General features: G+C 69.0%; 16 protein-coding genes. 11 read left to right on the forward strand and 5 right to left on the reverse strand.

What is annotated here, in order from left to right; translation table 11 throughout:
- Positions 1-55: 55 nt before the first annotated feature.
- Positions 56-1507 (forward strand): AMP nucleosidase, encoded by a 1452-nt coding sequence (locus tag Q8L83_RS07250; protein WP_305285652.1) that lies wholly within the window; start codon positions 56-58, stop codon positions 1505-1507.
- A 4-nt stretch (positions 1508-1511) separates the two neighbouring features.
- Here Q8L83_RS07250 and Q8L83_RS07255 read toward each other — a convergent pair whose 3' ends face one another.
- Positions 1512-2267: an alpha/beta fold hydrolase gene (locus Q8L83_RS07255; protein ID WP_305285653.1), complete on the reverse strand. Its 756-nt coding sequence runs from the start codon at positions 2265-2267 to the stop codon at positions 1512-1514.
- A 76-nt stretch (positions 2268-2343) separates the two neighbouring features.
- Here Q8L83_RS07255 and Q8L83_RS07260 point away from each other — a divergent pair, with 76 nt between their 5' ends.
- Positions 2344-3117, forward strand: coding sequence for a tyrosine-protein phosphatase (locus tag Q8L83_RS07260; RefSeq protein ID WP_305285654.1), 774 nt, complete (start codon positions 2344-2346; stop codon positions 3115-3117).
- A gap of 28 nt (positions 3118-3145) precedes the next feature.
- On the opposite strand, the gene Q8L83_RS07265 is transcribed toward Q8L83_RS07260, so the two are convergent.
- Positions 3146-3871: a glutathione S-transferase family protein gene (locus Q8L83_RS07265; protein ID WP_305285655.1), complete on the reverse strand. Its 726-nt coding sequence runs from the start codon at positions 3869-3871 to the stop codon at positions 3146-3148.
- A 90-nt stretch (positions 3872-3961) separates the two neighbouring features.
- Between Q8L83_RS07265 and Q8L83_RS07270 the strand changes: the two genes are divergently transcribed.
- From Q8L83_RS07270 to Q8L83_RS07285, 4 genes are all read left to right on the forward strand, one after another.
- Positions 3962-4666 (forward strand): YafY family protein, encoded by a 705-nt coding sequence (locus Q8L83_RS07270; RefSeq protein ID WP_305285656.1) that lies wholly within the window; start codon positions 3962-3964, stop codon positions 4664-4666.
- Between the two features lie 179 nt (positions 4667-4845).
- Entirely contained in the window at positions 4846-6018 is a 1173-nt protein-coding gene (locus tag Q8L83_RS07275; RefSeq protein WP_305285657.1) for an alanine--glyoxylate aminotransferase family protein, read from the forward strand.
- Positions 6019-6057: 39 nt separating this feature from the next.
- The gene (locus Q8L83_RS07280; RefSeq protein ID WP_305285658.1) at positions 6058-7401 is read left to right on the forward strand and encodes an anthranilate synthase component I family protein; all 1344 of its coding nucleotides are present in this window, start codon (positions 6058-6060) and stop codon (positions 7399-7401) included.
- 7 nt (positions 7402-7408) lie between these two features.
- Positions 7409-8173 (forward strand): aminotransferase class IV, encoded by a 765-nt coding sequence (locus Q8L83_RS07285; RefSeq protein WP_305285659.1) that lies wholly within the window; start codon positions 7409-7411, stop codon positions 8171-8173.
- A 52-nt stretch (positions 8174-8225) separates the two neighbouring features.
- On the opposite strand, the gene Q8L83_RS07290 is transcribed toward Q8L83_RS07285, so the two are convergent.
- The 3 genes from Q8L83_RS07290 to Q8L83_RS07300 all read right to left on the reverse strand — a co-directional run bounded on the left by Q8L83_RS07290 (position 8226) and on the right by Q8L83_RS07300 (position 9779).
- Positions 8226-8771 (reverse strand): TadE/TadG family type IV pilus assembly protein, encoded by a 546-nt coding sequence (locus Q8L83_RS07290; RefSeq protein WP_305285660.1) that lies wholly within the window; start codon positions 8769-8771, stop codon positions 8226-8228.
- The gene (locus Q8L83_RS07295; RefSeq protein WP_305285661.1) at positions 8771-9343 is read right to left on the reverse strand and encodes a TadE/TadG family type IV pilus assembly protein; all 573 of its coding nucleotides are present in this window, start codon (positions 9341-9343) and stop codon (positions 8771-8773) included. The genes Q8L83_RS07290 and Q8L83_RS07295 overlap by 1 nt, the downstream gene beginning before the upstream one ends.
- Before the next feature lie 64 nt (positions 9344-9407).
- A complete protein-coding gene (locus tag Q8L83_RS07300; RefSeq protein ID WP_305285662.1) occupies positions 9408-9779 on the reverse strand; it encodes a pilus assembly protein N-terminal domain-containing protein in 372 nt (123 codons plus the stop codon).
- 318 nt (positions 9780-10097) lie between these two features.
- Between Q8L83_RS07300 and Q8L83_RS07305 the strand changes: the two genes are divergently transcribed.
- From Q8L83_RS07305 to Q8L83_RS07325, 5 genes are all read left to right on the forward strand, one after another.
- Positions 10098-10268, forward strand: a complete 171-nt coding sequence (locus Q8L83_RS07305) for a Flp family type IVb pilin (protein ID WP_305285663.1) — start codon at positions 10098-10100, stop codon at positions 10266-10268.
- Positions 10269-10430: 162 nt separating this feature from the next.
- Positions 10431-10946, forward strand: coding sequence for a prepilin peptidase (locus tag Q8L83_RS07310; protein ID WP_305285664.1), 516 nt, complete (start codon positions 10431-10433; stop codon positions 10944-10946).
- 139 nt (positions 10947-11085) lie between these two features.
- Positions 11086-11931: a Flp pilus assembly protein CpaB gene (gene cpaB, locus Q8L83_RS07315; RefSeq protein WP_305285665.1), complete on the forward strand. Its 846-nt coding sequence runs from the start codon at positions 11086-11088 to the stop codon at positions 11929-11931.
- Positions 11928-13502: a type II and III secretion system protein family protein gene (locus tag Q8L83_RS07320; RefSeq protein WP_305285666.1), complete on the forward strand. Its 1575-nt coding sequence runs from the start codon at positions 11928-11930 to the stop codon at positions 13500-13502. Before cpaB ends, Q8L83_RS07320 begins: the two co-directional genes overlap by 4 nt.
- 8 nt (positions 13503-13510) lie before the next feature.
- On the forward strand, positions 13511-14197 hold the full coding sequence (locus Q8L83_RS07325) for a CpaD family pilus assembly protein (RefSeq protein ID WP_305285667.1): 687 nt from the start codon (positions 13511-13513) through the stop codon (positions 14195-14197).
- The last annotated feature ends 2 nt before the right edge of the window (positions 14198-14199 follow it).

Here is a 14199-nt window from a genome sequence, read left to right on the forward strand (position 1 = left end):
GCACATGTGCGACGAGGCATCTCGAAACCGTCGCCAAGCGGCGCTATAGTCCCCCATGACAAGAAGCAACGACCCCGCCGCCATTCTTGCGCGGCTCACCGAGGAATATGAGGCCTCGGTCAGCGCCCTTCGCGGCGCCCTGCAGAAATTCCTCGCCGACGGAACGCCGCCCGACCCCGCCCTGCGCGTGGCCGGCGCCTTCACCTATCCGGAACTGCGCCTGACCTGGCCGGCCGGACTGGATTATCCGCGCCTGTCGCGGGCCTATGCCCGGCTCTCGGCGCCGGGGACCTACGCCGTCACGGTGACCCGGCCGGACCTCTTCGGCGCCTATCTGGTGGAGCAGCTGACCCTGCTGATGCAGGACTTCGCTGTGACCGTCGAGGTCGGCCGCTCGGACCAGGAAATTCCCTTCCCCTATGTGCTGGACGGCACGGTGGACCTGGCCAAGGCCGATGTGGGCGCACGCGAGATCGCCCGCCACTTCCCGACCACCGAGCTCGCCCATATCGGCGACGAGATCGCCGACGGCTTCTGGACGCCGGCCCTGGAGGAGGCCCGGCCGCTGGCCCTGTTCGACGGCCTGCGGACCGATTTCTCCCTGGCCCGCCTGGCCCACTATACCGGCGCGCCGGCCGAGCATGTGCAGCCCTTCATCCTGTTCACCAACTACCACCGCTATGTGGACGAGTTCGTCGCCTGGGCCTGCGCCCAGCTGAAGGCCGGCGGCGCCTACACGGCCCTCTCGGCGGCCGGCCGGGTGGTGGTGACCGCCGAGACGGAAAATCCCGAGCTGGTGGTGGCCGAGGCGGCCTGGCGGCGCCACCAGATGCCCGCCTACCACCTGATGGCCAAGGACGGGCGCGGGGTCACCCTGATCAATATTGGCGTCGGCCCCTCCAACGCCAAGACGATCACCGACCACCTGGCCGTGCTGCGGCCCCAGGCCTGGCTGATGATCGGCCATTGCGGCGGTCTGCGCGGCAGCCAGACCATTGGCGACTATGTGCTGGCCCACGCCTATCTGCGCGACGACCACGTGCTGGACGATGTCCTGCCCCCGGAAATCCCAATCCCGCCCATCGCCGAGGTCCAGGTGGCCATGAACCGGGCCGCCGAGCTGGTGACGGGCGAGGTGGGCGATGTGCTCAAGCGCCGCCTGCGCACCGGCACCGTGGTGACCACCGACGATCGGAACTGGGAGCTGCGCTATTCGCTGTCGGCCCTGAGGTTCAACCAGTCCCGCGCCGTGGCCATCGACATGGAAAGCGCCACCATCGCCGCCCAGGGCTACCGGTTCCGGGTGCCCTACGGGACCTTGCTGTGCGTCTCGGACAAGCCGCTGCATGGCGAAATCAAGCTGCCGGGCCAGGCCAACGCCTTCTATGAGCGGGCCATCGGCCAGCATCTGCAGATCGGTCTGGCGACGCTGGATTTGCTGCGCGAGGAGGGGCCGCGCCTGCACTCGCGCAAGCTGCGCAGCTTCGACGAGCCGCCGTTCCGCTAGAACGCTAGGCCGTCAGGAACCGGACGACCGCCTCGCCAAGCTCGGGCGTGGCGGCGGCGGCCCGGTGATCGCCGGGGACGATGACCAGCTCGCCCTGGGGCAGAAGCTCGACCAGCTCGTGGGGCGAGCCGTTGTCCCGGTCGGCGTCGCCGCAGACGACCAGGGTCGGAACCTTGATCGCTCGAATCTGGTCCTCGGTGGTTTCCTGGAAGGCTGCCAGCACGCCCAGCATGGCCTGAGGGTTGAGGCCCATCTCGGCCATCAGGGCCTGGATGAACTTGCCAGCCCGGGGATCGCGGGCGCCAGCGCCATTGCGGATGGAGTCTTCGAACATCGCCGCCCGGGCGCCCGCCGCCATGATGCCTGAGGCGCCCATGCCGCCCAGCGCCATCCGCCGGGGCGCAGCGCCGCCGATCACCGCCCGCACCGAGGTCCGCGCCCCCAGGGAATAGCCGACGAGGTCGAAGTCGCTTAGCCCCAGATGGGCGATCAGCGCCGCCTGATCCCTGGCCAGCACATCCTGCGGCCAAGCTTCGGGCTCCACCGGCGCGCCGGACTGGCCGTGGCCGCGCAGGTCCGGCGCGATCACCTGGAAGCCCGCCGCGATCAGCCGATCGGCGTGGCCCGGCAGGAACCAGTTCTGCTGACCGCTGGAAAAGAAGCCGTGCAGCAGCACGACGGGGCGGCCCGCGCCTGCCGTATAGACGGCGATCTCGACGCCGTCGAAGCTCTGGAATCGGTGGGTCTGGGGCTCGGTCATGGCCGCCAGCCTGCAGCGCCGGGGCCGCGGCGTCCAGGCCCTGGATTTCGCCGGCGGCCGGGGTTAGAGCCTGCCGATGCAACGACATATGGACTTCGAGGGCATCGAGAACTTCCGCGACTTCGGAGGCTACGACACCGCCTGCGGCCGGGGCCTGCGCGCGGGCCTGCTCTATCGCTCGGCCAATCATGGCCGCGCCACGCCGTCTGACCTTGAGCGGCTGCGGGCGCTGGGGATTTCGGTGGTGGTGGATCTGCGCCGGCCCGCCGAGCGGGCGCGTGAGCCCTCCCTGCGGCCGGAAGGCTTCATGGCCCATGTGATCGAGAACGACCTGGGCGAGCCCGGCGACCCGTGGCTGGCGGGCCTGAAGGACTCCGACATCAGCGCCGACTTCTTCCGCGCTGACGGGGTCCGCTTCTATCGGGAAGCCCCGTTCGAAGCCCGTCACCTGGACCTGTTTTCGCGCTATTTCCGCGCCCTTTCGGCGTCTGAGGGACCGGTGCTGGTGCATTGCGTGGCGGGCAAGGATCGCACTGGCATGCTGTGCGCGCTCACCCACCACATGGCCGGCGTCCATGAGGACGACCTGATCGCCGACTATCTGCTGACCAATGACGAGACCCGCATCGCGCGGCGGGTCCCCTTCATGATGGAGTTCGTGGCTGAGCACGCTGGCCGCGCGCCCACTGAAGAGGCGGTGCGCACGGCGCTCAGCGTCCATCCGGAGTATCTGCAGGCGGCCTTCGCCGTCATGCGCGACCAGTGCGGATCGCTCGACGGCTATCTGGAGCAGGCGCTGGGCGTGGATGCGTCCATGCGTGAGTCGATCGCCGAGCGCATCCTGGCCTAGAGCGCGTTCCGATAAGTGGGAACAGGCTCTAGGCGGCGTCCTGGGCCTGACGGGTGTACTGCGGGAAGAACATCCGCATCATCCGCTCGCTGTAGGCCACAAGGTTCGGATAGGCGAAGGCGGCGTCCCGCACCGGCGAGGGAAAGGCCTCGCAATAGATGCCGGCCAGAAAGCTGAAGGCCGCGGCGTCCACCGAGGTCGGGCGCTCACCCATGACGAAGACCTTGTCCGCAAGCAGCGTCGACAAGGACGCCAGGGATCGATCGGCCAGGCCGGCGATCTCGGCCAGGCTGTGGCGGGCCACCCCGTGCGCCGTCATGGCCTGGCGCACCTCTGCCTGAACATCGGCGCGGACCTGTTCACGCGCGGGCTCGGGCACGTCGTCGAAGAAGTGGGCCGGCCCGTTGGCGAAGTTCTCCGGGATCAGCCAGCGGCAATAGCCCAGCGCCCAGCCCAGGTGATCCTCGATCATCCGTTCGACAGCCCAGGCCCGGGCGCGATCGGCCGGCGACAGCCCTTCGTCGAAGTCGAGCCCATAGGACTCTTCCAGGTGCAGGCGGATGAAGGTGGAGTCGGCCACCACCTGGCCGTCGTCGTCGAGATAGGGCAGCTTGCCCTTGGGCGCCTTTTCCAGGTCACCGGCCACCTTCAGATAGCCAAGCCCGGCCATCTTCAGCTGAACCTCGGTCTTCATCACATAGGGGCTGGGATCGGGCAGGCCAAAGGCTGGGCCAAAGCCGTAGAGGGTGATCATCTTGCTTCTCCGCGTCCGTCCAGACCGTGATAAGGACCCTCTCCTGTCAGCGTCTTGTCAGCAGTCTCACCAAGCCTTCTGGAGCCGTCGATGCGCCGGGCCGACCGCCTGTTTCAGATCATTCAGATCCTGCGACGCAGCCGCCGGCCGGTGACCGGCGCGGCGCTCGCCCGCGAGCTGGAGACCTCGGTGCGCACCCTTTATCGCGACATGGCCGACCTGATCGCCCAGCGGGTGCCGATCCGCGGCGAGGCCGGGGTGGGCTATGTGCTGGAGGATGGCTTCGACATGCCGCCGCTGATGCTGACGGCGCAGGAGGTCGAGGCGGTGTTGCTGGGCGCTCAGTGGGTTGGCGGGCGAGGCGATCCGGATCTGGCCCGCGCCGCCCAGGATCTGGTGGCCAAGATCGCCCAGGTGATTCCGGAGGATTTGCGCCCCTTTATCAGCTCCTCGCCGCTGATGGCCTCGGGCCGTCGTGACGGCGCCCCTGACGCCCTCGACATGTCCCAGCTGCGCGCCTGCCTCCGCGATCAGCGCAAGGTGGCCCTGGACTATCGCGACGAGTCCGGCGCGGTGACCAGCCGGGTGATCTGGCCGGTCACGGTGGGCTATTTCGACACCACACGGCTGATCTGCGCCTGGTGCGAGTTGCGCCAGGGCTTCCGCCATTTCCGCACCGACCGGGTGGTGAGCGCGCAGTTCCTGGCTGAAAAGTACCCTCGACCCCGGGCGCAACTGTGGGCGGAATGGCGAAAGACCCTGCCGAGCGGGACGAGCCAAGGGCGACCAGGGTAGGGGCCGCGGAGGGGCTTTCGCCGCTTTGAAAAGCCTACGCCCGGCGACGACCTCCGCGTCGTCGCCGGGCGCTTCCAGGGGCTGAACCTCCGACAAGGCTCAGCGACAAGATTTGCGCTCAGGCGCCCTCTCGGCCTAATCACCTCGGCGTGAAATCAGGTCGTCACCCGGAGGTCGCCATGCAGAGCTTTCAACCCCCCCGCCGCATCCTCATGGGCCCCGGCCCCTCCGATGTGACCCCTCGGGTGCTGGCGGCCTTGGCCCGGCCGACGATCGGCCACCTGGACCCCGCCTTCCAGGGCCTGATGGAAGAGATCAAGGCGGCGCTGTCGCGCCTGTTCAATGCGCCAGATCACATCTGCGTGCCCCTGCCGGCGCCCGGCACGGCGGGCATGGAGGCGGCCCTGATGAACCTGCTGGAGCCCGGCGACCTGGCGGTGATCTGCGTCAACGGCGTGTTCGGCACACGGATGGTCGACATGGCCGGCCGCGCCGGCGCCGAGGTCGTTACGGTGGACGACGAATGGGGCAAGCCCGTTGATCCGGCCAAGGTGGAGACGGCGCTGGCCGGCCGTCAGGCCAAGGTGCTGGCCTTCGTCCACGCCGAAACCTCGACCGGCGTGCGCAGCGATGCGGCCACGCTCTGCGGCCTGGCGCGCAAGCACGGCGCGCTGTCCATCGTTGACTGCGTGACATCCCTGGGCGGCATCGCCGTGGACGCCGCGGCCTGGGACGCCGACGTGGTCTATTCCGGCACCCAGAAGTGTCTTTCTGCTCCTCCCGGCCTCTCGCCGGTGGCTTTCTCCAAGCGCGCCGTGGCGGCCATCGCCGCGCGCAAGGAAAAGCCCCGCAACTGGCTCTACGATATCGGCCTGCTGATGAGCTATTGGGGCGGCGAGGGCGGTCGCACCTATCACCACACCGCCCCGATCAATGCGCTGTATGGCCTGCACGAATCCCTGGTCGCGCTGTTCGAGGAGGGCCAGCAGGCCGCCTTCGTCCGCCACGCCCGGATGCATGAGTCCCTGGTGGCCGGGCTCGAGGCCCTGGGCCTGGAGATGCTGGTGGCGCCGGCCGATCGCCTGCCGCAGCTCAACACCGTGAAAATCCCCGAGGGGATCGATGAGGCGGCGGTGCGCAATCACGTGCTGGAACACTGGAACCTGGAGATCGGCGCCGGTCTCGGCCCCCTGAAGGGCAAGGTCTGGCGCATCGGCCTGATGGGCGCTTCGGCCAGCCCCTGGCATGTCCGCCTCTGCCTGACGGCCCTGGCCGAGGCTCTGGCCGTACAGGGCTTCGCCGGCGCCAAGGACAAGGCTCTGGCCGCCGCCGACGCCAAGCTCGCCGCCTGATCGCTTTCCAGCGGGGCCTTAGGGGGCTAAGGCGCGGACATGCGTCGTGTCGTCCAGATCGAAGCCCCCTGGTGTGATCCCGCCCAGGCGCTGGCCGCCCTGGCGGGCGAGGCCTGGAGCCTCTGCCTGCTGTCGGGCGGCGGAGGGCTGCGGGGGCGTTGGTCCTATCTTGCGGCCCGGCCGCAGCGGGTGCTGGTGGTCGAGGCCGACGACGCGGCTGACCCCTTGGCGGCCCTGGCCGACCTGATCCCGGAAGGCGAGATGCTGGCCGAGGGCCCGCCGTTCCAGGGTGGGGTCGTCGGCCTTGCGACCTATGAGCTCGGGGGCCGCGCCCAGGGGCTGGGCCTGGCCCCGCATCGCGACTGGCCGCACCTGGCGGCAGGGCTTTATCCCGCCGTGCTCGCCTTCGATCATCGCGACCAGAGGCTGCTGGCCATCGGCCGCGGCGAGGGGGAAGACCAGGCCCGCGGCCGGGCCCAGGATCTGCTTGCGGCGCTCGGCGCGCCGAACCGCACTGCGCCAGGTCGCCTCGCCGGTCCGATGACGGCCTCGTCCGGCCAGGCCTATGAGGCGGCGGTCGCCGAGGTGGTCGGCCGCATCGCCGCAGGCGAGATCTTCCAAGCCAATGTCGCTCGCCGCTGGACCGGCGACCTCGCGGCCGGCGCGACGCCTTACGACCTGTTCGCCCGTCTCGCCCAGCGTTCGGCAGCCCCCTTCGCGGCCTATCTGCGACTGCCGGGGCGGGCGGTGGTGTCCAATTCTCCGGAGCGCTTCGTCGCCCTGCGCCGTGGAGCCGACGGCCTCACGGCCGAGACCCGGCCGATCAAGGGGACGCGGCCGAGGGGCGTTGACGCCACGCAGGACGCCGCCCTGGCGGCCGAGTTGCTGGCCAGCGCCAAGGACCGCGCCGAGAACCTGATGATCGTGGACCTGATGCGCAATGACCTGGCCCGGGTCTGTCGGCCGGGCACGGTGAAGGTCCCGGACCTGTTCGCCATCGAGAGCTTCGCCAATGTCCATCACCTGGTGTCCACGGTGACCGGCCGCATGCAGGCCGGACGCGGCGGCGCCGATCTCCTGCAGGCGGCCTTTCCGCCGGGCTCCATCACCGGCGCGCCGAAGATCCAGGCCATGAAGGTGATCGAAGGCCTGGAGCCGCCGCGTGGGCCCTATTGCGGCTCGATCTTCTGGGCCGGCGTCGATGGCGCCTTCGACTCCAGCGTTCTGATCCGCACCGCCGCCTGTGTGGAGACGCCGGAGGGGTGGCGGGTCGAGGCCAGGGCTGGCGCCGGCCTGGTGGCCGACAGCGACCCCGTCGCCGAGCGCCTGGAGACCGAGGCCAAGATTTCGGCCATCCTGGCGGCCCTGTCTTCAGACCCGTGAGGCGCCCGTGAGCGTTCCTATCGACGACCGCGGCCTGCTGCTGGGCGATGGCCTTTTCGAAACCCTGCTGGTGGTCGGCGGGGCGCCGGTCTGGTGGGCCGAGCATATGGCCCGACTGCGCCGCGGCTGCGGGACGCTTGGCCTGCCCGAGCCCACCGAGGACGCGGCCCTGGCCGCCGCGGCGGCTGCGATGGCGGGTGCGACCCATGCCCGGGCCGCCCTGCGGCTGACCTGGACGGCGGGATCGGGCGGGCGCGGCCTGGACCGGCCCTCCATGCTCGGCCCCCGACTGCTGTCGAGCCTTGCGCCCGCGCCGCGGTCGACGAGCCCCCTGCGGCTGGCGATCGCCCAGGTGCGCCGCAATGGGGGCTCGCCCGCCTCGCGGCACAAGACCCTGGCCTATCTGGACAATGTGCTGGCCCGGCGCGAGGCGCAGGTCGCCGGCGCGGACGAAGCCGTGATGCTCAATACAGATGGCGAGGTGGCCTGTGCGGCGGCGGCCAACATCTTCTGGATGGACGACGGCGACCTCTTCACCCCGGCGCTGGAGTGCGGGGTGCTCGACGGCCTGGCGAGAGCGGCGGTGATGGACCGTGCGGCCGCCCTGGGCGTGACCGTGCGCGAGGTCAGAGCCGGGCCTGAGGCCCTGGCGCACGCCGACGCCGTCTTCCTGACCAACAGCCTGGTGGGCCTGCGCCCGGCGGCGACCCTGGAGGGGCGAGGCCTCGCCAATCCGCCGCTGCTCGACGCCCTGGCCGCCGACTTGCCCTAGCGCCTGATCAAGGCGCTCCGATCACCGGGCCCTGTCGGGCCGCGCGCCCGGCTCAACAGTCGGTGCAGTTGACCATGGTCATCTTGCGGGGGCGAAGATAGTATTTCTCATTGAAGTTCAAGGCGTTGGGAATGGCGTACTTGACGGGCGAGTCATAGTTGTAGGCCATCTCGCTCATGATCAGCGTGTCATGGGCGACCACCAGATTGTTCGGCAGGCCCGACACGGTCGCGCCCTTGCCATAGGCGTTCATGCCCTTGCCGTGGCTCCAGACCACCTTTGGCACCCCGTTGGTGTCGGCCCGGATCGCCGTGATGCGGATCTTCATGCCGCTGGGTGAGAAGGGGGTTAGGATCTCTTCGGCGACGGAGAACACATCGTTCAGTTCGCTGCGGGTGGTCAGGGTGTCCTGGGCCACCAGATCGGCGACCACGGCCGTGGCGTGACTGGCGCGGCGCTCGGCCATCAAGGCCATGGTGACCTCGGCCAGCCCCATATAGCTCAGGATCAGGAACGGCGCGATGAGCGCGAATTCCACGGCGGCGACGCCCCGGCGGTCGCGAGCGAAACCGATCATGCGGCCCATCGGCTTCATCATCAGCACCCCGCTCCGGTGGGGGGCTGGTCGCTGTAGGGCTCGTTGCGGAAGGCGTCGACCGCAGTCAGCAGGCGCTTGTCCGTGCCGGAATTGACCAGGGCGTTGCTGATCAGCGGGGTGAAGATCGGCCAGCTGTAATAGGTGCGGACCAGCACGATGTCGGCAGGCCCGCCTGGCGACCAGCAGGTGTTGTTTTCGTTGAAGGCGTTCCCGCCCTGGGCCGGGTCGTCCTTCAGGCTGGTGAAGTCGTCGTAGGTGCGGACGTCGACATAGAGGTTGTCGCCGCAGCTGGGGCCGAGCCAGCTCATGCGATCACAGACCGCCTCGGCGAAGCCCTCCTTGCTGGCGGCCCCGCTGGTCTGCATCTCGCCGGTGCGGATGGTCCGGGCCGCGTCCGTGGTCGCCGCCTCCAGGGCCGTGGACATCATGAACACCAGGGCCAATTCCAGAATGCCGAAGAGCAGCATCAGGAGGGGACCGGCGATGAAGGCGAACTCCACCGCGGTCGCGCCCTGACGGGCGCGGGCGAAGTCGCGCAGGGCGAGGATCAGGTTTTGGGCGGCGCGCGGCATTCTGCGGGTCCATCCGGTTTCCGGCGGACCCTAGACCTCATTGGCCTAAGCGATGCTTAAGCCCTCAGGGCCGCTGGGCGGCGGCGATCGGTTCGCAGCGGGGCGAGCAGGAAAAGGTGCGGGCCTCTGCGCCGCGGATATAGGACATCTGGCCCTGGTCGGGGGCGCTGACCACGATGTCGCGATCAAACAGGGTGCGGCCCAGGGCGTCGGTGACGATGACGCTGGTGACGCCATAGCCCTTGCCGATGATCACCAGGTCCTGAGCGCCCAGCAGATTCACGTCGGCCACCCGCGGATTGGTCACCACCACATTGCGCGCCGCGCCGGCAAGGCGGACCTTCGAGCCCTGGTCGAGATGAACCGACAGGGGCGCCGCGACGGCGGGCGCTGCGATCAGGAGGCCGGCGAGGACGCAAACGGCGAGGCGAAGCATGGCGATTCCGGTGGGCGGCTGGCGGCAGGACTTGAGGCGCCAGAGTCGATCCGAATGGTCAACAAAGGCTGAATCGCACCCGACTCGCGCGCGTGCGTGAATCATAAAGGGAAATGGCCGAATTTCGCTCGAATCTGCCCTCGTGGTTAATGAATGATAATAGTAAACGCAAGTAAACCAAAACAAAATTGGATCGAATACTCGCTAGTTTACTCGCCATTAAGTCAGCTGCGGCATTGTGACCCTGCAATTCGGGGCGAGCAGACCACCAAGGCCTGATCCCCGATCAATCTGCTCGCCAACATAGGAGATCGAGCAATGTCCAAGTTCGTCACGCGCTTCCTGAAAGATGAGTCCGGCGCCACCGCCATCGAGTATGGCCTGATCGCGGCCCTGATCGCCGTCGTGCTGATCACCGCCCTGAACACCCTCGGCGGCAACCTCACCGGCACCTTCGGCATGATCGCCGGCAAGCTGCCCCAGACCTAAGACAACGGCCGCGCCAAGCGGCGAAAACGAAGATTAGACTTTCGGGGGCCGTGGCGGAGACGCTGCGGCCCCTTCTTCATGGGCGGGAAACCAAGCGTTCACTCGCAATGCGCAGACTGCCCGCCTGGAAGCCCGTTTCGCGCCTGCTGCAAGAGCCCGCCCATGATCGCCCAAGCCCAGGCCGTCCTGCTCGTCATCTGCCCGGCCCTGCTGATCGTGGCGGCGCTGAAGGACGTGACGACCTATACGATCCCCAACTGGATCACCCTGGCGCTGATCGCGGCGTTCTTTCCGACGGCGCTGATCCTGGGCCTTGGCCTCGACACCGTGGGGCTGCATGCGGCGATCGGCTTTTGCGCCCTGGTCGCCGGCATGGTGATGTTCGCCCTGCGCTGGATCGGGGGCGGCGACGCCAAGGTGTTCGCCGCCACGGCCCTTTGGCTGGGCTGGCCCGCCTCGGCGACCTTCCTGCTGGCGACCGCCATGGCCGGCGGCGTCCTGGCGGTCATGCTCCTGGCCATGCGCTCGATCCGACTGCGCCCCTATGTCTCGGCCGGCCCGCCCTGGCTGAGCCGCCTGGCCGAGCCGGGCGAGAGCGTTCCCTACGGCCTGGCCATCTGCATCGGCGGCCTCGCCGCCTTCCCCGCCAGCACCCTGGTCCAAGCCCTCGGCGCCTAGGACCTTTAGCCGCTGTTAACCATGGGCGCCCGACAAGGATCACGCCGCCAGAAGGCTGCAGCATGATTTTGAGTCGCGGCTGCCCGCCGGAATCGGCGCGTCGCCCCATCCCCCTCAGCGGGAGCGTATCGGGAAGTTCATGGGCGCCGTCCGCATCGCCATTCTGGCCGCCGCCGCCGTAGCCGCCATCCTGCTGGCCTTCATTGTGCGCGGGATGATGAGCTCCGGCGAGCCGTCTCAGGCCGCCGCTGAGGTGGAAACCCGCCCCATGGCCCAGGTTCTGGTGGCCAAGGAAGACCTCGCCGTGGGCACGCGGATCGTTTCGACCATGCTTGGCTGGCAGGCCTGGCCGGTCGAGGCCCTGAACCCCGCCTTCGTGACCGACGGCAAGACTGCGGTCCCGCCCAAGGAAGGCGCCGAAAAGGTCGCCGAAAAGGCCAGCCAGGCCGCCTCCACCCTCATGGGTGACAATCCGATCCAGGCCTTCGAAGGCGCCATCGTCCGCGAAGCCATCGCCGCTGGCGAGCCCGTCACCACCCGCAAGGTCATTCGCGGCGGGGAGGGCGGCTACATGTCCGTGGTGCTTGGCCCGGGCATGCGGGCCGTCTCGGTGCCCGTCTCTGTGGAAACCGCCGTGGGCGGCTTCATCCTGCCCGGCGACCGGGTCGATGTGCTGCAGAGCCGCGAGGACCAGAACGGCTCGATGATCACCGAAACCCTGATGCGCAACCTGCGGGTCCTGGCCATCGACCAGGCCACGGAGCCCAAGGACGACTCCAACACCATGATCGGCGCCGTCGCCACCCTGGAGGCGCCGGCTGGCGACGCCGAGGTGCTGGTGCGGGGCAAGGCGGCGGGCGAGATGATCCTGGCCCTGCGCGCCTATACCGACATCGGCGGGCCTGTGGGCCGCGGCGGATCGGCCGAGCCCCAGACCGTTCGTATCTACCGCGACGGCGAGATGACCGAGGTTTCCGTCCGATGAGGCGCCTTTCCTTCCTGATCGCCGCCGCCGCAAGCCTCGGCCTGTGGTCAGTCCATCCGGCGACCGCCCAGGATCTGGCCGGGTCGGCGTCCCGTTTCGAAGCCCAAGGCTCGACCATCCGGGTCGATCTGGCCGGCGGCGGCGCCACCCAGGCCCTGACCCTGCCGCGGGGCAAGTCGGCCATCATCGAGCTGCCGGTGGACGCCCGCGACGTGCTGGTCACCAATCCCCAGGTGGCCGACGCCGTCCTGCGTTCGCCCCGGCGAATCTATGTGCTGGGGGTGGCTGCCGGTCAGACCGACGCGGTCTTCTTCGACGGCGCCGGTCGGCGGATCCTGTCGCTGGACATCCGGGTCGATCAGGACACCGGCGCGGTGGCCCAGACCATCAATCGCCTGTTGCCCGGGGCGCGGGTGCGGGTCGACGCCATGAATGACAGCCTGATCCTGTCGGGCGAGGTGATGAGCCTATCGGACGCCGACAAGGCCCTGCAGATCGCCCGGGCGGCTGTGGCCCGGCCCGAGCAGGTGCTGAACATGCTGGCCATCGCCGGCAAGGACCAGGTGATGCTCAAGGTGCGCATCGTCGAGGTCCAGCGCAACGTCATCAAGCAGCTCGGCTTCAACACCAACGCGGTCCTGAACCAGCTGGGCGAGCCCCAGTACATGTTCAACAACGCCGCCTCCTTCGCCGTGAACGGCGGCCTGATCGGCGGCCTCACCGGGGGTTACAACCTCGACACCACCAAACAGCCGATCATGCAGTTCCCATGCGGCTGGGTCGACCAGCCGGACGCCCTGTGTGATTTCGTCACCCGCGACGGCGGCAATTCCGACACCGCGACCATCAAGGAAGGCCTGGCCGGCGATCCCGGCCTGAACCAGGCCGAGGCCATGATCCAGGCCTTCGAACGGGTCGGCCTGGTCCGCACCCTGGCCGAGCCGAACCTGACGGCGGTGTCGGGCGAGGCCGCCAAGTTCCTGGCCGGCGGCGAGTTTCCCGTGCCCGTGGGCCAGGACGACACCGGCCGCGTCACCATCGAGTTCAAGCCCTTCGGCGTCGGACTTGGCTTCACCCCGGTGGTCCTGTCGGGCGGGCGAATCTCCCTGAAGATTTCCACCGAGGTGTCCGAACTCACCAATGAGGGGGCCTTCTCGATCAGGAATGGCGCGGGGACCCCGTCCCTGGTGATCCCGGCCCTCAGCGTGCGCCGCGCCGAGACCATGGTGGAGCTGCCCTCCGGCGGCGCCATGATGATCGCCGGCCTGTTGCGCGAACAGACCAAGCAGGCGGTGGATTCCCTGCCGGGCATGACCAACCTGCCGGTGCTGGGCACGCTGTTCCGGTCGCGGGACTATCTGCAGGGCGAGACCGAGCTGGTGATCATCGTCACCCCCTACCTTGTCCAGCCGACGTCGCCGGACAGATTGCAGACCCCGGCCGACGGCCTGCGGATCGCCTCTGATCCCGAAACCATCCTCCTGGGGCGCCTCAACCGCGCCTACAAGGCCAAGCCGCAGCCCGCAGGCGCGCCGGCCTACCAGGGCCCCTACGGCTATGTGATCGAGTGAGCGCCGCCATGACCCGCACCCTGCGTTGTTTCATGCCCCTGGCGCTGGCCGCTGGTCTTGCGGCCTGCGCCTCGGCGCCGCCCCGGGACGGGGCGGTGGCCAATCCCGCCACGCCGCTGGACCAATACCGCGTCCAGGTGACGCCGCGCCCGGAAGAGGTGCTGCTGGCGATCCATGCCCAAGGCCTTTCCGGGCCGCAGGCCGACGCCCTCTTAGGACTGCTGGCTGGCTGGCGCGCGGCCGACGGCGGCGCCATCCGCATCCAGGCGCCCGCCAGCGGCGTGGACTCCGCGGCGGCCTATCGCATGGGCGAGAGCGTGCGCGCCTTCCTGATCTCCCACGGGGCGCCGCCCGCCGCCGTCCAGGTGATCGGCTATGACGCCGGCGGCCACCTGCGGCCGCCGATGATCGTCGGCTATCTGCGCTATGAGGCCCAGATTCCCGACTGCGGCGAGAGCTGGGACAATCTCAGCAGCAACTGGAACAACCGCGTCTCGGCCAATTTCGGCTGTGCGGTGACCGCCAATCTGGCCGCCCAGATCGCCAATCCCGCCGACCTGGCTGGACCACGCGCCATGGACGCCCCTGACGCTGCGCGTCGCGCCGATGTCCTGGCCAAGTACCGTGAGGGGGCGATCACCTCGAGCGAGTCCGACGATCGTTCCACCGGCGTCGTCTCCCAGGTTGTGAGGTAGGG

Origin of the sequence: Phenylobacterium sp. (assembly GCF_030680185.1) — a bacterium.
Lineage (GTDB): Bacteria > Pseudomonadota > Alphaproteobacteria > Caulobacterales > Caulobacteraceae > Phenylobacterium.